The sequence below is a fragment of the Oceanobacillus sp. GQ8 genome, from assembly GCF_059758495.1.
Genome location: NZ_JCAXEV010000004.1, coordinates 504,231 through 527,386 on the forward strand (window position 1 = coordinate 504,231; position 23,156 = coordinate 527,386).

23 protein-coding genes, 14 tRNA genes and 1 rRNA gene are annotated in these 23,156 nt (G+C 37.9%); 8 read left to right on the forward strand and 30 right to left on the reverse strand.

The window, feature by feature from the left end; all coding sequences use genetic code 11:
* Positions 1-75 precede the first annotated feature (75 nt).
* Entirely contained in the window at positions 76-852 is a 777-nt protein-coding gene (locus tag AC6CHS_RS15010) for a transporter substrate-binding domain-containing protein (RefSeq protein ID WP_498237292.1), read from the reverse strand.
* Positions 853-1,435: 583 nt separating this feature from the next.
* On the opposite strand from AC6CHS_RS15010, the gene proC reads away from it, so the two are divergent.
* The 4 genes from proC (at position 1,436) to AC6CHS_RS15030 (ending at position 5,304) form a co-directional block, all read left to right on the forward strand.
* The gene (gene proC, locus AC6CHS_RS15015; RefSeq protein WP_498237365.1) at positions 1,436-2,302 is read left to right on the forward strand and encodes a pyrroline-5-carboxylate reductase; all 867 of its coding nucleotides are present in this window, start codon (positions 1,436-1,438) and stop codon (positions 2,300-2,302) included.
* Between the two features lie 173 nt (positions 2,303-2,475).
* Complete coding sequence (proB, locus tag AC6CHS_RS15020) at positions 2,476-3,609, forward strand: glutamate 5-kinase (protein WP_498237294.1); 1,134 nt, start codon at positions 2,476-2,478, stop codon at positions 3,607-3,609.
* A gap of 19 nt (positions 3,610-3,628) precedes the next feature.
* Positions 3,629-4,888: a glutamate-5-semialdehyde dehydrogenase gene (locus AC6CHS_RS15025; RefSeq protein WP_498237296.1), complete on the forward strand. Its 1,260-nt coding sequence runs from the start codon at positions 3,629-3,631 to the stop codon at positions 4,886-4,888.
* Between the two features lie 308 nt (positions 4,889-5,196).
* Positions 5,197-5,304: a DUF2000 family protein gene (locus tag AC6CHS_RS15030; RefSeq protein ID WP_498237298.1), complete on the forward strand. Its 108-nt coding sequence runs from the start codon at positions 5,197-5,199 to the stop codon at positions 5,302-5,304.
* A gap of 128 nt (positions 5,305-5,432) precedes the next feature.
* On the opposite strand, the gene AC6CHS_RS15035 is transcribed toward AC6CHS_RS15030, so the two are convergent.
* From AC6CHS_RS15035 to AC6CHS_RS15045, 3 genes are all read right to left on the reverse strand, one after another.
* Positions 5,433-5,864, reverse strand: coding sequence for a hypothetical protein (locus AC6CHS_RS15035; RefSeq protein ID WP_498237300.1), 432 nt, complete (start codon positions 5,862-5,864; stop codon positions 5,433-5,435).
* Positions 5,865-6,169: 305 nt separating this feature from the next.
* Positions 6,170-6,910: a hypothetical protein gene (locus tag AC6CHS_RS15040; RefSeq protein WP_498237301.1), complete on the reverse strand. Its 741-nt coding sequence runs from the start codon at positions 6,908-6,910 to the stop codon at positions 6,170-6,172.
* Complete coding sequence (locus AC6CHS_RS15045; protein ID WP_498237302.1) at positions 6,883-7,431, reverse strand: sigma-70 family RNA polymerase sigma factor; 549 nt, start codon at positions 7,429-7,431, stop codon at positions 6,883-6,885. Before AC6CHS_RS15045 ends, AC6CHS_RS15040 begins: the two co-directional genes overlap by 28 nt.
* A 209-nt stretch (positions 7,432-7,640) precedes the next feature.
* On the opposite strand from AC6CHS_RS15045, the gene AC6CHS_RS15050 reads away from it, so the two are divergent.
* The 3 genes from AC6CHS_RS15050 to AC6CHS_RS15060 all read left to right on the forward strand — a co-directional run bounded on the left by AC6CHS_RS15050 (position 7,641) and on the right by AC6CHS_RS15060 (position 9,604).
* Positions 7,641-8,216, forward strand: coding sequence for a LysE family translocator (locus AC6CHS_RS15050; protein ID WP_498237304.1), 576 nt, complete (start codon positions 7,641-7,643; stop codon positions 8,214-8,216).
* Positions 8,217-8,243: 27 nt separating this feature from the next.
* Positions 8,244-9,032 carry a helix-turn-helix domain-containing protein gene (locus AC6CHS_RS15055; protein ID WP_498237306.1) on the forward strand — a complete coding sequence of 263 codons (789 nt, stop codon included), beginning with the start codon at positions 8,244-8,246 and terminating at the stop codon, positions 9,030-9,032.
* Positions 9,033-9,196: 164 nt separating this feature from the next.
* A complete protein-coding gene (locus AC6CHS_RS15060) occupies positions 9,197-9,604 on the forward strand; it encodes a DUF2000 family protein (RefSeq protein WP_498237308.1) in 408 nt (135 codons plus the stop codon).
* 132 nt (positions 9,605-9,736) lie between these two features.
* On the opposite strand, the gene AC6CHS_RS15065 is transcribed toward AC6CHS_RS15060, so the two are convergent.
* The 11 genes from AC6CHS_RS15065 to AC6CHS_RS15115 form a co-directional block, all read right to left on the reverse strand.
* On the reverse strand, positions 9,737-11,461 hold the full coding sequence (locus tag AC6CHS_RS15065; RefSeq protein WP_498237310.1) for a CocE/NonD family hydrolase: 1,725 nt from the start codon (positions 11,459-11,461) through the stop codon (positions 9,737-9,739).
* A gap of 100 nt (positions 11,462-11,561) precedes the next feature.
* Positions 11,562-12,437, reverse strand: a complete 876-nt coding sequence (locus AC6CHS_RS15070; RefSeq protein WP_498237311.1) for a glycine betaine ABC transporter substrate-binding protein — start codon at positions 12,435-12,437, stop codon at positions 11,562-11,564.
* A 56-nt stretch (positions 12,438-12,493) separates the two neighbouring features.
* Positions 12,494-13,324: an ABC transporter permease gene (locus AC6CHS_RS15075; RefSeq protein ID WP_498237313.1), complete on the reverse strand. Its 831-nt coding sequence runs from the start codon at positions 13,322-13,324 to the stop codon at positions 12,494-12,496.
* Positions 13,321-14,523: a quaternary amine ABC transporter ATP-binding protein gene (locus AC6CHS_RS15080; RefSeq protein ID WP_498237315.1), complete on the reverse strand. Its 1,203-nt coding sequence runs from the start codon at positions 14,521-14,523 to the stop codon at positions 13,321-13,323. The genes AC6CHS_RS15075 and AC6CHS_RS15080 overlap by 4 nt, the downstream gene beginning before the upstream one ends.
* Positions 14,524-14,570: 47 nt before the next feature.
* The gene (locus tag AC6CHS_RS15085) at positions 14,571-15,050 is read right to left on the reverse strand and encodes a thioesterase family protein (RefSeq protein WP_498237317.1); all 480 of its coding nucleotides are present in this window, start codon (positions 15,048-15,050) and stop codon (positions 14,571-14,573) included.
* Positions 15,051-15,208: 158 nt separating this feature from the next.
* Positions 15,209-16,153 carry a 3-hydroxyacyl-CoA dehydrogenase NAD-binding domain-containing protein gene (locus AC6CHS_RS15090; RefSeq protein ID WP_498237319.1) on the reverse strand — a complete coding sequence of 315 codons (945 nt, stop codon included), beginning with the start codon at positions 16,151-16,153 and terminating at the stop codon, positions 15,209-15,211.
* Positions 16,150-17,043: a beta-keto acid cleavage family enzyme gene (locus AC6CHS_RS15095; protein ID WP_498237321.1), complete on the reverse strand. Its 894-nt coding sequence runs from the start codon at positions 17,041-17,043 to the stop codon at positions 16,150-16,152. The genes AC6CHS_RS15090 and AC6CHS_RS15095 overlap by 4 nt, the downstream gene beginning before the upstream one ends.
* Positions 17,044-17,334: 291 nt before the next feature.
* Positions 17,335-17,871: a TetR/AcrR family transcriptional regulator gene (locus AC6CHS_RS15100; RefSeq protein ID WP_036574562.1), complete on the reverse strand. Its 537-nt coding sequence runs from the start codon at positions 17,869-17,871 to the stop codon at positions 17,335-17,337.
* Positions 17,872-18,557: 686 nt separating this feature from the next.
* Positions 18,558-18,800 (reverse strand): hypothetical protein, encoded by a 243-nt coding sequence (locus tag AC6CHS_RS15105; protein ID WP_498237323.1) that lies wholly within the window; start codon positions 18,798-18,800, stop codon positions 18,558-18,560.
* Positions 18,801-18,917: 117 nt separating this feature from the next.
* Positions 18,918-20,048: a DNA polymerase III subunit beta gene (gene dnaN / locus AC6CHS_RS15110; protein ID WP_498237325.1), complete on the reverse strand. Its 1,131-nt coding sequence runs from the start codon at positions 20,046-20,048 to the stop codon at positions 18,918-18,920.
* A 246-nt stretch (positions 20,049-20,294) separates the two neighbouring features.
* Entirely contained in the window at positions 20,295-20,489 is a 195-nt protein-coding gene (locus AC6CHS_RS15115; RefSeq protein WP_498237327.1) for a hypothetical protein, read from the reverse strand.
* 498 nt (positions 20,490-20,987) lie between these two features.
* On the opposite strand from AC6CHS_RS15115, the gene AC6CHS_RS15120 reads away from it, so the two are divergent.
* Positions 20,988-21,380 (forward strand): hypothetical protein, encoded by a 393-nt coding sequence (locus AC6CHS_RS15120; protein ID WP_498237329.1) that lies wholly within the window; start codon positions 20,988-20,990, stop codon positions 21,378-21,380.
* A gap of 183 nt (positions 21,381-21,563) precedes the next feature.
* Here the strand turns inward: AC6CHS_RS15120 and AC6CHS_RS15125 are convergent.
* The 15 genes from AC6CHS_RS15125 to rrf all read right to left on the reverse strand — a co-directional run bounded on the left by AC6CHS_RS15125 (position 21,564) and on the right by rrf (position 22,978).
* Positions 21,564-21,647 (reverse strand) — tRNA-Leu (locus AC6CHS_RS15125).
* A gap of 11 nt (positions 21,648-21,658) precedes the next feature.
* Positions 21,659-21,732: transfer RNA gene (locus AC6CHS_RS15130), tRNA-Cys, on the reverse strand.
* A 12-nt stretch (positions 21,733-21,744) separates the two neighbouring features.
* Positions 21,745-21,819, reverse strand: a tRNA-Gly gene (locus AC6CHS_RS15135).
* A 4-nt stretch (positions 21,820-21,823) separates the two neighbouring features.
* A tRNA-Gln gene (locus tag AC6CHS_RS15140) sits at positions 21,824-21,898 on the reverse strand.
* Positions 21,899-21,909: 11 nt separating this feature from the next.
* A tRNA-His gene (locus AC6CHS_RS15145) sits at positions 21,910-21,985 on the reverse strand.
* A gap of 12 nt (positions 21,986-21,997) precedes the next feature.
* A tRNA-Trp gene (locus AC6CHS_RS15150) sits at positions 21,998-22,071 on the reverse strand.
* A gap of 20 nt (positions 22,072-22,091) precedes the next feature.
* Positions 22,092-22,176, reverse strand: a tRNA-Tyr gene (locus tag AC6CHS_RS15155).
* A 25-nt stretch (positions 22,177-22,201) separates the two neighbouring features.
* Positions 22,202-22,277 (reverse strand) — tRNA-Phe (locus tag AC6CHS_RS15160).
* A gap of 29 nt (positions 22,278-22,306) precedes the next feature.
* A tRNA-Asp gene (locus tag AC6CHS_RS15165) sits at positions 22,307-22,383 on the reverse strand.
* A 19-nt stretch (positions 22,384-22,402) separates the two neighbouring features.
* Positions 22,403-22,479 (reverse strand) — tRNA-Met (locus AC6CHS_RS15170).
* Between the two features lie 19 nt (positions 22,480-22,498).
* Positions 22,499-22,574 (reverse strand) — tRNA-Val (locus AC6CHS_RS15175).
* 16 nt (positions 22,575-22,590) lie between these two features.
* Positions 22,591-22,665 (reverse strand) — tRNA-Glu (locus tag AC6CHS_RS15180).
* Between the two features lie 19 nt (positions 22,666-22,684).
* Positions 22,685-22,776 (reverse strand) — tRNA-Ser (locus AC6CHS_RS15185).
* 2 nt (positions 22,777-22,778) lie between these two features.
* A tRNA-Asn gene (locus AC6CHS_RS15190) sits at positions 22,779-22,853 on the reverse strand.
* A 9-nt stretch (positions 22,854-22,862) separates the two neighbouring features.
* Positions 22,863-22,978: ribosomal RNA gene (gene rrf / locus AC6CHS_RS15195) — 5S ribosomal RNA — on the reverse strand.
* Positions 22,979-23,156 lie beyond the last annotated feature (178 nt).

Consider the following 23,156-nt stretch of genomic DNA (forward strand, 5'->3'; position numbering starts at 1 on the left):
CTATTATCTCTCTCCTTAATAAAACAGCGTAACAAGTAACTACTTGTTACGCCTCATTTGTATTCTGCTTAGTTGTTATTCGGTTTCAGGTGGCTGTGTACCAAACCACTTCTCATAAATATCTGCATATGTTCCATTTTCTTTAATTGCTGCTAAACCTTCATTTACTGGATCAACTAGATCTGATCCTTTAGGTAATGCTATACCATATGGTTGACCTTCCATAACGTCTCCCACTGTTTTTAATTTATCAGAAGCATTTTCACTGATATAGTATTGGACGTTTGGAAGATCATATAAAACTGCATCAAGACGTCCTCTTTCCAAATCCATGTAGGCAGTAACAATCTCCGGGTATGCTTCAACATCAGCATCTGTATTATCTTTTAAGTAGGCATTACTGGTGGAACCTTGACGTGCCCCAACTGTTAAGCCATCCACATCATCAATGGATTCAATATCTGAATCAACAGGTACTGCAAGAATTAAACCGGAATCATAGTATTTATCGGAGAAATCGATGAATTCTTTGCGTTCTTCTGTAATGGAAATACCAGCGATACCAATATCATTTTTGGAAGTTCTCATGGAAGCTAGCAATCCGTCAAATTCCATTGTTTCAAATTCAACATTAAAGCCGGATTCTTCAGCGATAGCTTCGATTAACTCAATGTCAAAGCCTTCCATTTCACCTGTATCAGGATTTTTATACTCAAATGGCTGGAAGTTGGAATCTGTTGCGACAGTGTACGTCTCTCCGTCTCCATCACCGCTGGCTTCATCTGTTCCGCAAGCCGCAATCAATCCAATAAAAATTATTGCAGTAAATAATAGTATTAGTTTATTTTTCAATTAATGTCTCCCCCTTTTCCATATATTCAATCTTCTCACATTATTCTAACTTTTTGAATTTTCGTTTAAATGTATTCTCAGCTTTAAGTCACCATTTACTTACCTCTCCTGTATTTAATAGGCTATTTTTAAAAATATCTGATAAATACCCTCTAATACTTCCAAATGCACGAAATTTGGAAGCGTCTTTTGATTTATGTAAAGGATTCTTACATAAAAAGACCGACAATTATCACAGACCAATAGTCTCATTTTTAGGGTAGATACGGATTTATCAGATGAACTACTTACCATCCATTTTTTATCATAACTACAATAGCAGCTATAATACACCACTAAAAAAAGCTGTTGGAATCATTTACAACTATCTTTTTTCAACTTACCTGGATCAAATCCTCCACTCCCCAGATTTTCAACTTCCATATACAGCGATGATAGAGAATTTGGGCATTTCTAAGCGCATGTGAACAATATATCTCCAAATGTTAGCGCTTACCTTTACTATTTCGGCTATATACACCCGACTTGTGTTCAAACCCTTGAAGTATAAAACGTACGTGTTACGCTAATTAACGGTTAAGAAATCGTAAATAGGAGCGTATTGAATTTGAATAACAAACGAATCGCATTTTTAGGTGCAGGTAACATGGCTGAAGCAATTATCTCAGGATTTATACAATCAGGAAAATTATCAACAGAGCAAATCGTCGTTACAAACCGAAACAACCAAGAGCGTTTGAACGAATTAAAGGACAAGTATGGCATAAAAGCAGTTACAAAAGACCAGTTGGACTATACAACGATTGATATTTTTATTTTAGCAATGAAACCAAAAGATATAGATGGTGTCATGGAAGAACTACGCCAGAAGATCACTGCAGATCAGCTACTCATTTCTGTATTGGCTGGTATCTCTACTACCTATATGGAAGAAAACTTAAATGATCGTCAGCAAGTTATCCGTGTCATGCCGAATACATCCAGCATGATTCAGGAATCAGCAACTGCTGTTTCCTCCGGTAAATATGTGGATATGGATCAGGTGCTGTTAGTTAAGGAACTAATGAAATGTATTGGCGAAGCATATATCCTTGATGAAGATAAGATGGACATTTATACAGGAATCGCTGGTAGTGGACCCGCTTACTTTTATAACTTAATGGAACATGTAGAAGAAGTTGGTCATCAGGCAGGACTTGATCGCGAATTGGTACGCGAAATCGGTGCCCAGACCCTTTACGGTGCAGCAAAAATGATCATGGAACAAGAAGAAACCCCGAAAGAACTGAGAGAAAATATTACATCCCCTAATGGAACAACAGCGGCCGGACTGGATGCTTTAAATGAGCATGGTGGTGGAATGGCCATTATCGAAGCAATTAAAAGTGCAGCCTCCCGCTCAAAAGCATTAAGCAAAAAACCAGAGAAAAAATTAGCCCTGCAAAAATAAACATTAAGTGGGGTGGTTTCTTTCCCCCACTTAATGTTAGTTGAACGAATCGGACATTTTCTGGCATATCCCCCACCCATGCTTGAATTTTTGAGGTGGTGTACTGCCAGTTACATAAACCCAGTACTAAAACGCAGTTAACAAAATGAAATGAAAATAATAGGAGTGGTGGAGTGACACCTGGTATAGACACGAAACGTATCGTAATCAAAATTGGAAGTAGTTCATTGACAAGTATGAACGGAGAAGTAAGCCGCAGAAAACTGGAAAAATTAGTCGAAGAAGTTGTTCGATTAAAGGATGATGGTCACGAAGTATTGCTTGTTTCTTCTGGAGCAGTAGCAGCCGGATATCGTAAACTAGGCTGTCTTACCCGCCCGGATTCTTTATCAGAAAGACAAGCTGCCGCATCCATAGGACAAGGGGTATTAATCGAAACGTATTCGGATCTCTTTATTTCCCACGGCTATGTGGCTTCACAAATTTTAATCACCCGCAGTGATTTCTCTGATGAGAACCGTTATAACAATGCAAGAAACACGATAAATGTTTTACTGGAACGGGGCATCGTTCCAATCGTAAATGAAAATGACACAATTACGATGGATTTCCTGAAGTTCGGTGATAATGATACACTCTCAGCAAAAGTCGCTGGTCTAGTTGATGCGGATCAATTAATCATCCTTTCTGATATTGACGGACTGTATGATAGTGATCCACGTAAAAATGAAGACGCAAAGCTTCTTACTAAAGTAAATGAAATCACCCCAGAGATCGAAGCAGCGGCTGGTGAACCTGGTAGTTCCGTCGGCACAGGTGGAATGAAGTCAAAAATCGAGGCCGTTAAGATCGCGATGGCATCCGGTATTTCCTCCTTCTTAGGAAAATCCAGTACCAACGGCATCGTCTATGATGCTGTTTATAATAATGCAGTCGGCACGTACTTTGAACCACAAGAAGACATGGAAGAACTCAATCAAAAAAAGCAGTGGATTGCATTTAATTCGGGGCCAGAAGGCGAAGTTACCATTAAACCATCCGCCAAAGAAGCAATTCTTGAAAACCATACCAGCCTGGAACCTTCAGCTGTCTACAGTGTCAACGGTCGGTTTAAAAAAGGCGCTGTTGTGAAAATATTTGATCCAACTGGCGAGGAAATTGGTCTTGGTGTGGTGAATTACTCATCTAAAGCACTGGATCAATTAATAAATAAGATTGATGTTGATTTGGAAAAATACGAAAAAGCAGCCATTGAAAGTGAACAGCTCGTTTGTCACCTGGATAAATCCGTGCTCACAACTGTTTAAACATTTTAGGAGGAGTATAATGACAGTCATAAACAAAGTGAACGTCGAAGAACAAGCCATTCAAGCCAAAAAAGCAGCTAAGACCTTATCTTTACTGAAAACCGAAGAAAAAAACGCAGCACTGCTTACTTTGGCCGATGTAATAGACACAGAATATGAAAGTATCTTAACTGCCAATAAAGCAGATTTGGAAAAAGGAAGCAACAAAGGCTACGACGCAGCATACATAGATCGATTGACGCTTACCAAAGAACGTGTCGAAGAGTTCGCCCAAGGATTACGTGACGTAGCGAATCTCGAAGATCCAACTGGTATAGTGGATTCCGATTGGACACTGGACAATCGATTAAATGTTCAAAAGGTAACCGTCCCTCTTGGGGTCATCGGTATGATTTATGAAGCGCGTCCCAATGTAACGGTTGATGCGACTGGATTAGCGTTAAAATCTGGAAACGCGATTGTGCTGAAGGGTGGTTCATCTGCGATTACATCCAATAAGCAGATTGTCGAAGTGATGCATCGTGGATTGGAAAAAACAAAAATACCAAAAGAGGCCGTACAATTCATTGATAGTACCGATCGAGAAGCCACACAGCAGTTATTCACGATGAAACAGCACATCGATGTGCTTATACCTCGTGGTGGCGGCTCGTTGATTCAGGCAGTCGTCAACAATGCAACCGTTCCTGTTTTGGAAACGGGTGTGGGAAATTGTCATATTTACATTGACACAGAAGCGGATGTAGACAAGGCTTTAGCCATTCTTGTCAATGCGAAAACAGATCGTCCCGCTGTTTGTAACGCTGTCGAAACTGCCATCATTCATGAAGATTGGCTGGAAACAAACAAGGCTGCTTTAATCCAGGCTTTTAACGAAAATAACATCAACGTTCATGGTGACAAGGCCGCTGTACAGGTTTTTCCTGACGCTGTTCTGGCAGGAGAAGATGACTGGGCTAATGAATATTTAAGCACAGACATTGCTGTCAAAACGGTAAACAATCTGGGTAATGCTATTGACCACATTGATACCTATGGAACCAAGCACTCAGAAGCAATTATTACGGAAAATGTTCAAACTGCTGACACATTCATGAAACTAGTCGATGCAGCAGCATTGTACCACAATGCTTCCACCCGTTTTACCGATGGAGGCGCACTTGGCTTTGGTGCTGAAATAGGAATTTCCACACAAAAGCTGCACGCACGTGGCCCAATGGGATTACCTGCTTTAACAACGATTAAATATATGATGCACGGGAACGGACAGATTAGATAAAGTGAAACTTCAATCAGTGGGGGTTTTCGTTCCTCCCCACTGATTGTTAGATGAACGAATCGGGGTGTTAGCGTCCGTTTACTCCCACTAAAAACTTACGGTTTCACTTCATGTTTTGAAGTGGGAGACTTACGGACGGTTGCACCGGGATAAATATAAATTTGAAACCCCATGATTGTTGGTAGGCAAGTACTGGGGTTTTTGCATGACAAGGATAAAGGATCTGTCCGAGGCCACTGTAAAAAGCACCTTATTTCCATTTATACCGAAGAATTATTTAATACTTATAATGACGGGATAATCTTGCTATGGTTTCAAAATTTCAAACAGATGAACTAAATCTTGTTGGAATAGGCATTCGAGGTAAGAAAACGCATGTTGATAAGTTATTGAAGGGATTTGATTTACATAAATAAAAGGGCAATTCTAGAGCAGTTACCCTTTATACTTAGTTATTGTAGGAACGATAAGTTCCCAACATGGAAAATGGGACAGTCCAATGTAAATTCATGTACTTGGGACTGACCCTTTATTTCCACAAAATTCATTTCACATGTTCCGCTTCCCATTCCTCCATAAATGCTTGGAGAGCTCTATTAACATCTTCCTCACTTGGAATACTGCTCAATATTTCATCTTGGTTATATGCCTTTCCGCCTTTCACGATGAAATCGATCTCCTTGGTATGTTTAATATTCTCTAATGGATTCTTGTTTAAGACGACGAGATCTTCAATTTTTCCTTCTTGAATTGTGTCAATATTATCTTGATTAATAGACTTAGCCGTAATCAATATTGCTGCTTGTAGATCCACTAGTTTGGTAAAGCCAATTTCAACAAATATTTCCAACTCATGATGTAAAGCCATTCCTGGGTACGTATATAGTAAGGCTGGTGTACCATATTGACCTCGATCCGCTATTCGTTCCCCTACTCTGGACCCGCTCCCTTCAAAAAAACTAGAAACCTCACCCACTTTTTACTAATGGCTTCAATTACACATTAGTGTTAAAATGATAAAGCGATGAGCTGATTTGTGTAAGACGAGGAATGCAATACATGTGAATGTGAACACATAATTCTTCGCCACAAATATACGTAGAAAACGCCTGTATTTATACAGGCGGTTTTTCTTTGAAAAATAGCAATACGGTTCTTTAAGAAAAACATAAGGTAGCTCATTATTGCGGGTGGATCGAGCCGCTTCTGTGATGGGATAGAGTACTTTAGAGGCGACCATATTTATAATCCTTCCAACCCGTGTCTATTACTTCGCTTCACTTATTTAAAGTTAATTTGTTCAGCAATGTTAATAAGTGTTTCTTTGTCGGCGCCTGCTACAGTGAATAGCTTTTTTTCCGTAATGATTTGCAACTCACAAACCTCTGGGTCAGGCTGGTGCAAAACAGCAATATGACCTTTAATTGTTAAGTCTTCAATTGTTTCGGCAGGAAACCAACTCTTTACTTCTTCTGTAAACTCAAGGATATTAATGCCATTAAAATAAGTTGTTTCTGATACTAGAACCTCAATATTATCTCCTATTGGAAAATAAGCTCGTATGTTTAGGGATTCAGAATCTCTAGTTTTTAAAAACTGCGGCTCTTTAGATGAGGATTTTTGCTCTCCGATATTAAGATTAGTAGGAATATCAAGTTGTTCTATTTCTTCCTGTGAAGGCTTTCCGTTCATAGGCCCCTCTATTGTTTTATTATCGGCTAACTGAGACTTTGTGTTATCTTCCTTTCCAATGTTTGAGCTGGGTGCTGTTGTTTGCGATTCTTCGTCTGATGGATCAGGTATTGTTAGGTTTGACTCTGTAAAACCATCCAAAAGTAGAATTAAGATTAAACTAAAGGCTATGAGGGCGTACCCGTATGTAAGTAATGACTTTAATCCTTTATATTTCTTTTTACTTTTTTGATTCCTTTCTGTTCTTTGCAAAACTTCATTATAACTAGTTTTTTTAAATTCTATCCCCGAGAGCTCCCTTTTTAAACTCTCATGTAACTTTTTACCCATTCTTGATCCTCCTTACTAACTAATTTCTCTTGTAATTTCTTTTTAGCACGTCTTAACCGAGTTTTGATCGTATTAGTTGGAGTATTTAGGATGTTACTTATTTCAAGAATAGAATAATCTTTATAATAAAATAGTATAATAACTTCTTTATATTTAATAGGAAGTCTCAACACGTGCTTAGATAGCTCATCGCTTACTTCCTTTTGTATTGTGATTTGTTCTGGAGTATTACTTGTGTGCTTACTTATATCTTTCTCTTTAGAAGATCTTGTAAGTTGGATTTTTTTATAAAAAGAACTCTTTAAGTAATCTTTTGATACATTAATAGCAATCCTAGTTATCCAAGTATTGATATCTGATCTAAACTCAAAATTATGAACCTCTTTATATACTTTGACGAAAGTATCTTGCGTTAAATCTTCCGCTGTTTTCTCATCGTTTACATATGTATAAATTAAGCGTTTGATCTCTGTTCCGTATTTTTCCATCAATACGATTAGATGTTCTTTGTTTGCCTCCAAATTTTCTTCCTCCTTTCTATATATTAGACGAGAAAAAAGATTTATAGATTCATTTTTTTAAGATATAAAACATACTCTGTTTCACTTTCAATAAAGTTAGGCTACAGAAACAAGCAGATTGTCTTATCCTCAAACCCGCAATAATATACTATATACATTCAACTGAAAGATGTAATATTCATGAAAGTACCTTGAAGGGAGACTTCATCTTGGATATAACATCTTTTATCCTGTATTGCTTTATTGTTACGTTTACTCCTGGTCCTACGAATATCGTCATCTTAACGACCGTCCACAATTTTGGGGTGAAAAAAGCTGTGGCATATACATATGGAGCAACGATTGCTTTTGGTTTATTACTTGGTATTTCTGCTATGTTGAATACGGTGCTGATGAACGTCCTACCCAAAGTTTTAATAGGCATGCAAATTATCGGCACCATATACATGCTATATCTGGCTTACCAAATCTACAAAATGGATACATCAAAACCAACGAACTATAATGCTGGGACTTTTACTACAGGATTTCTTATGCAATTTTTAAATCCAAAGGTACTATTATTTACGTTAACGGTCATTCCCAACTTTGTCCTGCCTTACTATCACAACATTCAAGCTGTATCAGTAAGTGTTATCGTAATAACCATCATCGGTTTTTTAGCATTTGTTACATGGATTTTTTTCGGTGCTATCCTCAAACAGTTATTACAGAAGTACACAAAAATCGTGAATGTTATAATGTCTCTAGGCTTACTTTACGCTACAGTTATGATTTGGGTTTAATAGGAGACCGTTCTAAGAGGTGATAAGATGGATAAATTTATTTATAAAAAAGCCGCTGGAATTACAGCGTTATCAGCAAGTATGACAGATTTTAAGTATAAAAAGCATGCGCATCAAGAGTATGCAATAGGCGTAACATTGCGTGGAATTCAGCACTATCACTTAGATGGTAGTTTACATTTATCCCATCAAAATGGTGTGATGCTTTTTAATCCAGAACAAGCACACGACGGAATGGCTCATGATAAGGCAGGCCTTGATTATGTCATGTTGTATATTGATCCACAAATGCTTTTAGAGGTTACCCAGAAAAAGGAGCTAGTACGATTCTCGAAGCCGATTGTTTATAATTATGGACTAGAACAAAGAATATTGGATCTTTCTAAAGCAATATTAAACGAAAGCGATGATGCTTTGTGTAATGAATTACTCGTATCCCTTACAGATAGCCTTGTCCAGAACGATTTTACGACAAATTATAAGAAAGACAACGTTTTAATTAGAAGAGCAAAGGATTTACTTCATAGCAACTTAGAAAATGTACTAAAACTTGATGAGATAGGTAAAGAGTTAAACTTATCCAAGTTTCAATTTATCAGATTGTTCAAGGCCCATACTGGTATAACTCCATACCAATACTTTCTAAACTGCAAGGTTGAGCGTGCCAAGCAATTAATTGAAAATAATAGAGATATTTACGCTGCAGTAGCTGAATGCGGGTTTGTTGATTTAACCCATTTAAATAAACACTTCAAAAGCGTATATGGAACAACTGCGTTTGAATATATGTCCTACTTAAAATCAAATCGTAGATAATGTTTGTAAATGAAGGGCCAAACTCTAGAGGATATTTAGGCTCTTTTTTATCGGGCAAGATTCTCTAATGAAGTAGAGTAAGAGCGCAATAATATACTATATACTTCAACATTTTGGTATTAAGATAACATTCAAGGATTCACCTCGAAAGGAGCAAAGAAATAATGGCATTTGATACCAAAATTAAACTAGTTTTAAGAGATGATCTTGAGATGTGGCAAAAATTAAATGTAACAGCTTTTCTAATGAGTGGAATTGCGGGTACTCAAAATATTATTGGACAACCTTATATAGATAGGGATGGTCTTGAATATTTACCTATGTCACAGCAACCAATAATGATCCATTCCTCTACGGGCGAACGTATGAAGGAGCTATTGCAAAAAGCAACCACAAAAGAAGTAGTTATTTCCATATACACGGAAGAATTATTTAACACTTATAATGATGAGGATAATCGAGCTGTGGTCTTAACATTTCAAACAGATGAACTAAATCTCGTTGGAATAGGAATTCGAGGTAAGAAAACTCATGTTGATAAGTTATTGAAGGGGTTTGATTTACATAAATAAAGGGGCAATATGAAACGAAGGGTAACCTGAGGGACAGTCCTATTTGAAGGTTGATTTACTAGGTAGAACATAAATTTAAAAGCCCTTCTTGGCGAAGGGCTTTTTTAGTTGCATCGAATATTAAATCTCTCGCTACACTATTGGCAGGATAACATGTGATGGGTATTCTTTTTGATGAAAAAGACTTTGGGTTGCCTTTTTCATTTCTCTTGATTCTAATGTTGTATTGCCAGTGTTAGGATTCACATCATAGCGCGGGAAATCACTGGAAGCTATCTCAATTCGAATGGAGTGTCCTGGTAAGAATACATTGCTTGTTGCACATAAATCTATTTCATAACGGATAATTTCACCATTCAAACTTTCTTGTTCCCTTTTTCCACTTCGATATTTGGCGCGGATAATACCATCAGCTAAATTATAAGCAGTTCCATCTGGGAAAACATCGATTAACTTTGCTGTAAAATCAGTATCTGGAGCATCTGTAGACGCCCACAAAATTACTTTTGCTGTTCCAGTTACTTCTACTTCCTGTTCTAATTCTTCAGACGTGTAGACGACAACATCTTCTCGTTCTTCTATTTTTCTTTGATCACGTGGCCCAGCGTTTCTACCGTTATAAAATAGCGTTCCACCACCATTTGTTGGTACTGGGCTGGTTGGATCATGAATAAATTGATCCTTTTGCTCATTTCCAGGAAGGGTAGTATTTAAGATGCCAGACTTGAGATTTGCTTGTCCATCACTATGAAAATAGAAATTGGTGTATGTAGTACGCTGCAATGGCCATGACTTTTCAGAGCGCCATTGATTAATACCCATAACAAAAATTTTAACAGGGTCTTCATCATCTATTCGAACCTCGTTCTCTTCTTTCAACCAATGGTTAAACCATTTAATATGCAAAGATGTGAGGTCATCTTTACCATCAATAGAGTCGCCTGAACTATTTACGCCAAAAGAACGTTCTCCTAAGTCGGTACCAGTCATTCCGTGTCCCCATGGACCAATGATTAACTTTTGATTTTGACTATATGCCTGCATCTGTTCATAATTCAATAGGGTCTGACTTAAAAAATTATCATACCAACCAGCAAGATGATAGGCTGGAATATCCATTAAATCAAAATACCTCTTTACACTCTTATGCTCAATGGCTTTATTATTGTAATCTTGATGAATATATTTCTGGTAAATATCTTGTAGCGCGGGATGCTTCATGACTGCTGGTAATTCTTTAATCGGAGTGAATGTATGCCATTTTTCAATCTGATTTAGGTCGTTGGCTATCTCCTCCATCGCTTTTGCAAAATCTTCTGGACTTAGCTTTCGTTTTAAATAATCAGGCGCTAACGAATCGAGCATCCACGTTTCTGCTGCAGCTAAAGAGAGTATGCCGTTTTCCTCAAAGGCATCCTTAAAAATGTTTCCTGTCATCGCGGGGAAAATTGCTTTTAGAGCAGGGGGATGTTCTACCATTGCATACAATTGTGTGAATGCATAATATGAGAGGCCAAACATACCTACTTTACCATTGGAATAGGGTAAGCTCTCTGCCCAATCCACGGTGTCATAGCCATCTTTTACCTCTTGAACAAAGGGTTCAAATTCTCCTTCTGATGCAAAACGGCCACGAACATCTTGGATTATAACGATGTAGCCTTCCATTGCGGTACGAATAGGATCAATCCACCGATGTGAAAAGTTAGGAAGATTTTTATTGTAAGGTAAGCGAGTTAAAAGTACAGGAAAGTTTCCGTTTGCTTGTGGACGATAAATATTTGCATAGAGTATCACTCCGTCTCTTAACTTACAAGGAACTTCTCGGTCGACGATTACTTGATTTATGTCTGACATATTTAACTTCCTTTCGAATAAGGTGAAATTTACCATACACTTGATTAAGAGAGTAGAAACAAACAAGGTCTGTGCTGACTCAGTCAACACAGACGCTCCATTATTTGCCTAACATTTCATTTACTTTATCTTGATTATTGTCAATCCACTCTTGCGCTACTTCTCTGGCAGGTACGTCTTCTTCCTCAATTTTAACAATCATTTCTTCCACATCATCAAGTGGGATACTCCAATTACTTAAGAATTCGTATGCGTCAGGCGCTGTTTCTTGCAGTTCTTTGTTCGTAATCACTTTAACGGTAGCTGTTTCAAAGAAACCTTTGGTGTCTTCAATTACTTTAATGTCTAACTTATTAAACATTGTGTGTGGACGCCAGCCATAGAAAACAACTGGTTCTTCATTTTCCAATTTACGCATAGCTTGTGCAAGCATACCACCTTCAGATGAATTGACTTGCTCCATATCCAGGCCATATCCTTCAATCAAGTCATCAATGATACCAGTTACACTTGCTCCTTCTTCAATTCCATACAATTCATTATTAAACTGATCTTCCATACCTACGATGTCCTCAACTGAATTCACATCTTCCATATAACTCGGAACGACTAAACCAGCATCAGCATCTGTATAACTAACCGCTGTTTCTTCAATAGAGTCACCATACTTTTCGATATATACGTCATGGACTGGGAACCACCCATCCATGAATACATCGATATCACCACGTGATAGTCCAATATAGGTGCTTCCAGCATCTGCTTGTGTTTGTTCTACGTTATAACCCATATCTTCCAATAAAATTTGAGCTATTTCTGTAGGGGGTACAGTGCTTGTCCATGGCGTTACACCTAATGTGATTGTTTGCTGTTCTTCAGCACCTGTCTGATTTTCACTATCTTCGTTTTGTTGGGAACAACCAACGACAAACATTACGAATAATGCACTAATCATACCTAGTAATACCTTTTTCATAATAACTCTCCTTTTAATTTTCTATTTTCTTGATACGCCGAAGTATTAGATTTAGTTTATAATTTATTCCCTACACCTTGTGTGATGCGGTCAAGTATAATGGCAATTACAACGATGGCTAAACCGCCAGTTAATCCCAGTCCTACGTTAACTGTCGAAATCCCTGACAATACTACCGAACCAAGTCCTGGAGCCCCAATCATGGAGGCCACAACTGCCATAGATAATGCCAACATAATTGTTTGGTTTATACCAGCCATGATGGTTGGTATAGCAAGTGGTAATTGAACTTTAAATAGTAATTGTTTTGATGTTGTACCAAATGCTTTTGATGCCTCAACTACTTCTTCAGGCACTTGTAAAATCCCCAACCGAGTCATACGCACGGCAGGTGGAGCCGCAAATACAAATGTTGCTATAACAGCTGGGACACCACCAAGCCCAAATAATAGAATCGATGGAATTAAATAAACGAAAATAGGTAGTGTTTGCATAAAGTCCAATACTGGACGGACAATTTTATCTATGAGGCTACTTTTTGCACTTGCTATACCAACAGGAACTCCAAAAATAACGGATATAATTGTCGAGACGATTACAATGGCAACAGTTTGCATTGTTTCAGCCCATAAATCAACAGAACCGATATATAGACAACCTATTAACGTAAATAATGCGATACCTCTTCCAGCAAGTTTCCAAGCTAATAATATGAGGACGACTGCGATAATTTCAGGAGGGATAGAAATGATGAGATTCGTAACACCGTCTATAAAGGAACTAAGTGCAGTACTAATACTATCAAAGAAACCACTCATGACTGGCAGTAACCAACCATTAACAAAATTGTTTGTCCATTCTTCTAATGGTAAGTCGATATAGTTCATATAGACTCCACCTCATCTTTCTCTTTCCCTAGCACTAAGCCTGACAATATGGAAACGCGTGACACGATACCCAGTAGCTTTCCATCTTCAACAATGACAATCGGATACTTTACATTAGCAGCAATGCCGATTAAATCATTTAATGGTGTATCTGGCGAAGTAGTATAAACATCCTCTGTTATAAGCATTTCTTCCATAGAGATATTGTTTTGATAAGCTTTAACTGCATCATCGATCGTTAAGAGGCCCTTAAAATTCTTTTCTTTATCTGTAACAAAGATACTAGAAACACTTGCTTCTTCCATTTTTCTTACAGCTAAACGAGGGCCGTCCTTGTATGATAACAATACTTCTGGTTTTTTCATTACATGGGACGCTTCAAGGACTTTGGAACGGTCTACATCTTTTACAAAGTTGGAGACATAATCATCTGCTGGATTTTCTAAAATCTCTTCTGATGTTCCTATTTGTACAATTTTTCCGTCCTTCATTATTGCAATCCGATCACCAAGCTTTAGAGCCTCATCCAAATCATGGGTAATAAATAACACAGTTTTCCCCAATTTGTTCTGGATCTTTAAGAGTTCGTCTTGCATTTCTTTACGAATAATAGGATCTAGCGCACTAAACGCCTCATCCATCAATAGAATATCCGTATCATTTGCAAGTGCGCGAGCTATGCCGACGCGTTGCTGCATTCCTCCACTTAATTCGCTAGGATAGCTATCTTCATATCCATTTAGCCCAACATCCTCAATTGTTTCTAGTGCTATTTTTTCCCGTTTTTCTCTTTCAATTCCTTGGATTTCTAAGCCATAAGCGACATTGTTCATAATTGTTTTATGTGGTAGTAGCCCAAACTTTTGGAAGACCATACCTAATTTTTTACGTCTCGTTTCAATTAGAGTATGTTTATCCATCTTGGTAATGTCTTCCCCATCGATTAAAACTTCCCCATCTGTGGGTTCGATCAACCGATTGACTAATCTTATTAATGTTGATTTACCACTTCCAGAAAGGCCCATAATAACGAAAATTTCTCCAGGTTTTACTGCAAACGATGCTTGGTTAACACCAACTGTCATTCCAGTTTTTTTTAGAATTTCATTTTTTTGTTCTCCATTTCTCAAACGTTTTAGGCCTTGCTGTGGATGAGAGCCAAAGATTTTCGTCAAATGATTCACTTCAATCTTATTCATCTACATTCTCCTATTCTTTTAGAGATACTTTTTGGAAAAGCACCGCTTTAACTTTTTCGCTTAATACCTATCGTTCTACCCACTTGCTTCGGTGCTTTTAGTTGCTTATCCTTGTCCCACATTACTTCTATACTATTTGCTACAGGAGCAGGAAAGGGAGCAGGTCTTTCTTGATCCGTATTGATCCCCATTAACATTTGTTCACTTGTTGCGATTGCTTCGTTCATTTCATTTTTCATTGTGAAAATTACGTGTAGACGCTTGCTGTCGACGTCTAAAAGCTGTATAGTCACGTTTAGTTGCTCATTCTGATGCGCTTCTTGCAAATAACACAAATGTGTTTCTAAGGTAAAAATCGTATAACTAAAATAATTACGTGACGCTTCATCTAGTCCGATATTAGCCATAAATGCATCAACAGCTAAACTAAATACTTTCGCATATGCTGCATCATTCATATGGCCGTTATAGTCTACCCAATCTTGATGTACAACGGTTTGATAATGAAAGGGTTGTTGCTCTGCCATGGTTAAAATCCTCCCAGACTTTTAATTCGTTTGTTCAAAAAGATGGACAAAGGAAGAGAACATTCCAGGTTGCTGCTTTTCAAGTTACCAAACGTTTTTAACTGCGTTGCTTTAAGTTAAGTAACAACCAGTACTTTGCCTACCTTTTTAACCATCTATTAAATTTTGGATTGAGGCCAATAATCCTCGACTAAGTCTAATAGTTTCACTAGAAACTCGTTTCGTTTATCTTCTAATTCGGAGATGGGTACATCACCTGCATGGCTTTCACAGCCTCCGATAACTTTTTCTTTTAATTCATCCGTTAGTTCAGGTGCTTCTAGTTTTGTCCATGGTTTTTTAAGTGCTGGACCAAACTGTTCTAACATATGTCGCATGCCTTGATCTCCGCCTGCTAGATGGAAAGTCAAGAATGGTCCCATTTGAGCCCAGCGCAGCCCTGCACCATAAATAATTGCTGCATCAATTTCTTCTGTAGTAGCAATTCCGTCATTTACAAGGTGTAGTGCTTCACGCCATATTGCTTCCATTAAACGATCAGCTACGTGCCCTTCAATTTCTTTGTTTATTACTAGTGGTTTCATTTCAATAGATTGATAGAAAGCTTTTGCTCTTTCCATTAACGCAGCGTCCGTTTCTTCTCCCCCAACTAGCTCAACAAGAGGCAAAAGATAAACCGGATTGAAAGGATGAGCAACAATTACGCGCCCTGGATACTGCAAACCTTGTTGTAATGTTGTTGCCATAATTCCTGAAGTACTAGACCCAATGATGGCATCAGGCTTAGCATGTTGATCAATACTAGTTAAAACACTTTTCTTAATATCTTCACGTTCGGGTACATTTTCTTGGATAACTGTAGCATTTTGAACCGCTTCTTCAATTGTCGGAACGAATGTCAATCGTTTTTGTGAAGCCCCTTCTGCCAACCCAAGCTTTTCCAAAGACGGCCAAACTTGCTGAATGACTTGTCGAGTACGTTCTTCTGCTCCTTCTGCTGGATCAAAGGCAATGACATCTAGCCCTTGAGCTAAAAATCGGCCGATCCACCCATTTCCAATTACGCCTGTACCAATGACTGCTACTGTTGTTGACTGACTCATATGTTTTCGCCTCCGTATGGGTTTCTCAATCCGAATTGTATTCTAGCTTCTTGAGGTGTCATGACTTCGATATCATTACTGTTTAACATGTTTACTGCTTTCTCAACAAGTTGATCATTTCGAGCAAGCACACCTTTTGACAAATATAAATTGTCCTCTAAACCAACGCGTACATTTCCACCTAACTGTGCGGTTTGTTCAAGAATTGGCAACTGCATCCGTCCAATACCAAATGCTGACCAGTGTGCATTTTCAGGTAGACGATTTTTCATGTACATCATTGTCTCTTCATCTGCATCCATTCCCCATGGGATTCCCATACAGAATTGGTACATTGGATCACCGTCGATTAATCCTTCATTCACTAGTTGTTGGGCAAAACGAAGGTGCCCTGTGTCAAAGCACTCTAATTCAGGTTTGACACCGCTTTGTTGAATAAGTGCCGCTTGTTCTCTTAACCAATCAGTTGGGCTCATATAAATCATATTGCCGAAATTTACTGAGCCACAGTCAAGGGTACACATTTCTGGAAGCAACTCACCTACAGGCTGATGACGTTCCGCTGGGGTTTGCATATCGGTTCCATTTCCACCAGCTGCTGGTGTGTTTAAACTGGGGATGAAATCTCCGCCTCCCCCAGAAGTAATATTAATAATGACGTCCGTTTCAGATTCGCGAATCCGATCAACTATTTCACGATAATGATCAACGTTGTGGCTTATTCCACCTGTCTCTGGATTACGAGCGTGAACATGGGCCACAGTTGCTCCCGCTTTTGCTGATTCTATTGCTGCTTCTGCAATCTCTTTTGGTGTTACAGGTACATGAGGGCTTTTTGAAGTTGTATCCCCTGCACCCGTGACAGCAGCTGTTAGTAATGCTTTTTTCAAACTGCTTCCTCCTCTTCTTTAGTGCTCAATTAAACTTTTTTAGTATTAATCGATTAGTGTTACATTGTGTACCATCCGGACGGTTTGTTTATCACAGTTATAAACTATACCATCCAGACGGTTTGTTTTCAACCCTCTCTAAAATAAGAAAGGTGTTTCGTTTGCTCTTTTTATTTTAAAGCAACCATTAAACTAGTCAGTAGAAGGGATTGGTTATTTTTCGATTAAACTTTTAAAAAAACAAAAACACCTCTATAAAGTGGTGTTTTGTTCAACATTTATCCTATCAGTTTATTCGTTTGCCCATTCTCTTAGCTTTTCGTAGACAGCTTTTTTCTTGTCTTTTTCAATATGATAAATATCGAATAGTTCGGATAACCAAATCCCATCAGTAGCCAGCCTTATGATAGTAGCCTTAATAGGATCTATACCATCGTCCTCAATTTTATATTGCCAATCTGAATAGAGTTCACGAATAGGATCCAATGAATTAGAACTGACTGCTTTCGCTGCAAGTAAACCATAATGCATATCCTTGTTTTGGTAAGCTTGATTAAACGTTACATCAACATATGCACGGACCCATTTACCTTTATCTACTGGATCTGATTCCGCATTATTACTTATTTTCTCTCTATAGTTATTCGCTAGATGTTCTACCATCCCTTGCACAAGTGCTTCTTTCGATGGGTAGTGATAGAGAAGGCCACCTTTGCTGATTCCAGCTTCCTTCGCAGTGGCATCGAGTGTTAAATTAAAGATACCTTTTTCACTTACAACTTTCGAGGCAGCATGAAGAATATCCACTTTTCTAGAAATTTTGCCCATTGAAGATCTCCTCTTTATTTTTATTTATGCTATTTAACATACCATCTGGACGGTACACTTTCAATCTTTTTTAGAATGGGAGTAACAAGTCAATTTTACAAGTTTTAGGCTGAAAATCCCAATAAATCAAGCAAAATCTCCAATTATTTAAGGTGAAAATTGATTAACTTTTATACAGATTGCATGTTTTTAGGATGGGTTGAGTGGTTAGAACCAGAGGGCCATTCATCATATTACATACTAATCTCACTATATAATCTTAGATAGCTTCCCCTTCCTCTACGGGAGCCATATCTATTCTCAAAAGTTATGGACTACGATTGGTTGAATTACTTAGAGAATGGCCTGCTGTACGGCTCTGTCTAATGCAGATGGTATCTCCCTTTCCACTAGCTAACAGTTGCACTACAAAGCCCGTAGTAAACTTTCACAACTAAGTTATCGCCAATGTCGGACGCACAACTAAGCGTTCCCCGCAATGTAGGGAACGCTTGATATTACAGTTAATTAACTATTATAGGAAGATACCGGTGTCCGGTGGCGAATTAGGTATCAGAATACTGATTTAATAACCTTTTGCTATTAATATGTGTAAAATATGAATAGAGGGCATCCTTTTAGTTCACGTTTATAAAATTTATTGTGCTCACCTTGTATAAGTAATCCACCCAATAATTAAACGAAGACTATTGATTACAACTACACTCATATTTTTTAAATTTATATTCTTTATACAATCTTAACTCTTTAAGATCTCTTGTAACTGACTCAAAGACCTTTATTACTGGGGCAATATCCATTTTTGCAAATTCTCTAACTTGCTTATCTAAATCAATAGACAAATCTAAAGGATATTCATTCATAGCTTCATATAGATTATTATGTTCGCAAACATCATAAGTAACTGCAATATAATATCGTGTCAACATATCACCTCAAATTCACATAATGTTTAAGACTTCTTCAACTATCTTCTCCTCCGCTATAGATAAATAAAGATACTATTCTTTCCTTTGGAAAAGCGCCGTTAGTCAGATAATTACACTTTAATTTGACCTCACAGGAGAAATGAGTTGAACATGAGAGTCGTTTCCAATCGGGACAATCAAGATAGGTCTCATTGAACCATTAAAACTTAAACTTACCTCGCCCTGTTTTATCCTTTTTAAGGCATCCATCATAAAATTACCATCAAGAGAGACATTTAACTCCGCTTCTCCTGATATATTTTTAATGTATTGTATTTCTTCTATTTGACCCATATCCGATGTTTTTGAGGAAATTTTAATTTTTGATTTGTCTTCTATTAGAAAATTTATATTGTTATTTCTCCAATCACTTGCAAATATACTAGCCCTCTCAATACCACTTAGTAATTGTTTAGTATCTAGTGTAACAATTGTACTTGATTGCTGAGGAATTAAACCTGAAATATTAGGATAACTCCCTTCAATTAGCCTTGAATATAAAGAAGTGCTATTAGATTTAAACAAAATATTGGTCTCTGTGATAAATATATCAATATCTTTTGTGTAACTACTAATTAACTTTGAGAATTCAATTAAAGACGTACTGGGCACAATAAATGACCCATTTAAATCTGATTGTATTTCATGATTCACTAAGGACAACCTTTGAGAGTTTGTTGCAACACAAGTTAGTAAATCTTTTTGAAAATAAAAATTGACTCCAGTAAGTACTGGTCTTGTTTCACTTTTAGAGGCAGCAAAGACAGTTTGCTTAATAATATAAAAGAAAACATTACTCGCTATCCTAATTTTATTACTAAATTTAAATTCAGGTAGAGTTGGGTATTCTGTGGCATTAAGACCATTTAATCTAGTAATTATTTCTTCAGATTGTATCGTCACTAATTGATTTTCGTTTACTTTTATATAAATGTCATTAGGTAATTTTTTGATTATTTCACTTAGATACTTAGCTGAGATTACTACACTCCCTGTTTTATAAACCTCTAACATATTTAATCCTTCACTCGCTTTAGGAATTTCTCTTTCAATAACAATATCTGAATGACTTCCTATAAGTGTTAAACTATTAGCTTTGGCTACCATTTTAATTCCAGTTAATATAGGATTGGGGGTTTTAGACGTTACTGCTTTGCTAACATCTGATATTGCCTTATTGAAATAGTCATTATTTATTTTAAACTCCATAAAAAAGACCCCTGTCATTATTATTTCCTATATATAAGATTCGACAAGACTTTTAAAAATACCTTCTTCAACAATCCTCCCCCGTTAGTTAAGTACAGCATTTCACAATTGCTTATTAGCAATTTTTTTAAATCCTTGTCATTTTAATAACAAAAGCCGTCTAATTAGACGACTTCAACTTTGTCATTATTATAAATTCCCGCCCATCTACCTATTTCGAGAGGAGGGACAATAGTCCTTTAATTCCTACATAAAAGTTATTTGAAACCAAACGTAGGTTGCTCCTAGCCCAGCTAAGCCTAGTAGAAAGTTCTTAATCTCTTTAAACAGCGGAATGTACCTCAGTATCAAGGCCGTCACTCCCATTACTATAGCTATAAAGACTATCAGACTAATAAGCTGCATAGCGATACCGTCCAAGGTGATTTTTAATGCATCCATCTAATCCCCTCCCTGTATCCTTTATCGGATATTAAGAGAAGAGATTTTAGACATAAAAATAACTCCTACTCAGCAGCGCTTCCTACTTGTCCAATATTAATCGTTTTCTTACCTTATTTTTCGCTAATTAGCCTAGACTTTCCATTGAGATACTATGCTTGAAAAACTCTGTCATAGTTAGGTACATAAACACTCAAGCTCAACTGGTTATATTTATCTACACCTTAAAGTTTATTATGTACCTCCTCTGACATTAAATCGTGTACTAGTTACGGGTATTCAATCATTACAGATCATCCTCTTCTTTGGTGGTGATTGGCTTAAAAAAGCTGCCTTTGGTTATTTATATTTAATTATTTAAAAAATGATAAAATAGATTAATAAGTTACATTTTTATAAAACACAAAATATATAAAATCATAAAAATAACTATACGGTTGATTAAAATTATAATAATACTGTTGTTAGGTGTATACGTTTTAAAAGAGGAGGGATATATTGAAAAAGGTCGTGTTAGTATTGCTTATGTCTCTAATTTTAAGTGCATGTTCAGAAACAGAAATACTTGATTTTGAAGGTGAAAGTGATAATTGGAAAGTAATTTATACAGTAGAAATACTCGATGAACAAGTAGAGCAAACAAAAGTGAACATAGAATATAATGGGGTGGAATCTATTCCAGATGAAGTTAGTTATATTATCAAAACTGACAGCGGAAAAATGGAGGGTAATACTTCACTAAATGATAGAGGTTTAATAGAAATAGGAGGTCGTAGGCGCATGTGTAATGAGTGTACATTTATCAATAAATCTGAAAATATAAAAGCAACTATAAGCTGGAAAGAAAACACCGAAGAGTTAAAACTTAAAAACGATATTATTATCGATTAGAATCAAAAGAAGCTTGACTAAGTCTTACTATGACATTCGAGAAAATGTTTGTGTGAAATTTGTGTAAAACCGATTCATTTTCTGTCTTTATCTATCGGATTCTTTAAAACACAAAAAAAATCCTAAAACCTTACATATCAAGGTTTAGGACTCACAATGTCTTTTCTTAAATTATAATATGGATACCGGTGGTCGGGGTCGAACCGACACTCCCGTGAAGGAACGGGATTTTGAGTCCCGCGCGTCTGCCAATTCCGCCACACCGGCATGTGTATAAATGGAGGCGGTAACCGGATTTGAACCGGTGATAAAGGTTTTGCAGACCTCTGCCTTACCACTTGGCTATACCGCCATAAAAAAGTAATGGAGCGGAAGACGGGATTCGAACCCGCGACCCCCACCTTGGCAAGGTGATGTTCTACCACTGAACTACTTCCGCATATTGGCTGGGCTACCAGGATTCGAACCTGGGATACACGGGATCAAAACCCGATGCCTTACCGCTTGGCTATAGCCCATTAAATTAAAATGGGGCGATCGATGGGGATCGAACCCACGAGTGCCGGAGCCACAATCCGGTGCGTTAACCACTTCGCCACGACCGCCATACATAGAAATGGCAGGGGTAGTAGGAATCGAACCCACATCAAAGGTTTTGGAGACCTTCGTTTTACCATTAAACTATACCCCTACTAAACTTATTGAATTAAATGGTGGAGGGGGGCAGATTCGAACTGCCGAACCCTGAGGGAGCGGATTTACAGTCCGCCGCGTTTAGCCACTTCGCTACCCCTCCATATATAAATGTTTAAATAAAAAAATGGTGGCTCGGGACGGAATCGAACCGCCGACACAGGGATTTTCAGTCCCTTGCTCTACCGACTGAGCTACCGAGCCATTTAGTTTTTAAGACTTACTAGATAAAGTGGCGGTCCGGACGGGACTCGAACCCGCGACCTCCTGCGTGACAGGCAGGCATTCTAACCAACTGAACTACCGGACCACTATTTAATTAAGTAATTTGGTTGCGGGAGCAGGATTTGAACCTGCGACCTTTGGGTTATGAGCCCAACGAGCTACCAGACTGCTCCATCCCGCGATATGATTGAAATTGTTTATGGTGGAGGATGCAGGGCTCGAACCTGCGACCCCCTGCTTGTAAGGCAGGTGCTCTCCCAGCTGAGCTAATCCTCCAGCATAATTTAAAAGTTGGTGACCCGTACGGGATTCGAACCCGTGTTACCGCCGTGAAAGGGCGGTGTCTTAACCGCTTGACCAACGGGCCAGATAATTTATTATAATAGTGGCGGAGAGCGAGGGATTCGAACCCTCGAGGCCGCGGTAACGGCCTACACGATTTCCAATCGTGCTCCTTCGGCCACTCGGACAGCTCTCCAATGGCTCCACAGGTAGGATTCGAACCTACGACCGATCGGTTAACAGCCGATAGCTCTACCACTGAGCTACTGTGGAATGGAATATGCCTGGCGGTGTCCTACTCTTGCAGGGGCAAAGCCCCAACTACCATCGGCGCTGGAGAACTTAACTTCTGTGTTCGGCATGAGAACAGGTGTGACCTCTCCGCTATTACTACCAGACCATAAAACATGTCTTTAAAATAGTGACAACCATTATTATAATTGTTTCTGAGAAAAAATCAAGTATAAAATCAAATTTATGTAGATTTTTATACCCTAAAAACTAAATAAGAGGTAACAACGAATCAAGAAAAATGTTAGTTAAGTCCTCGATCTATTAGTATCCGTCAGCTCCACG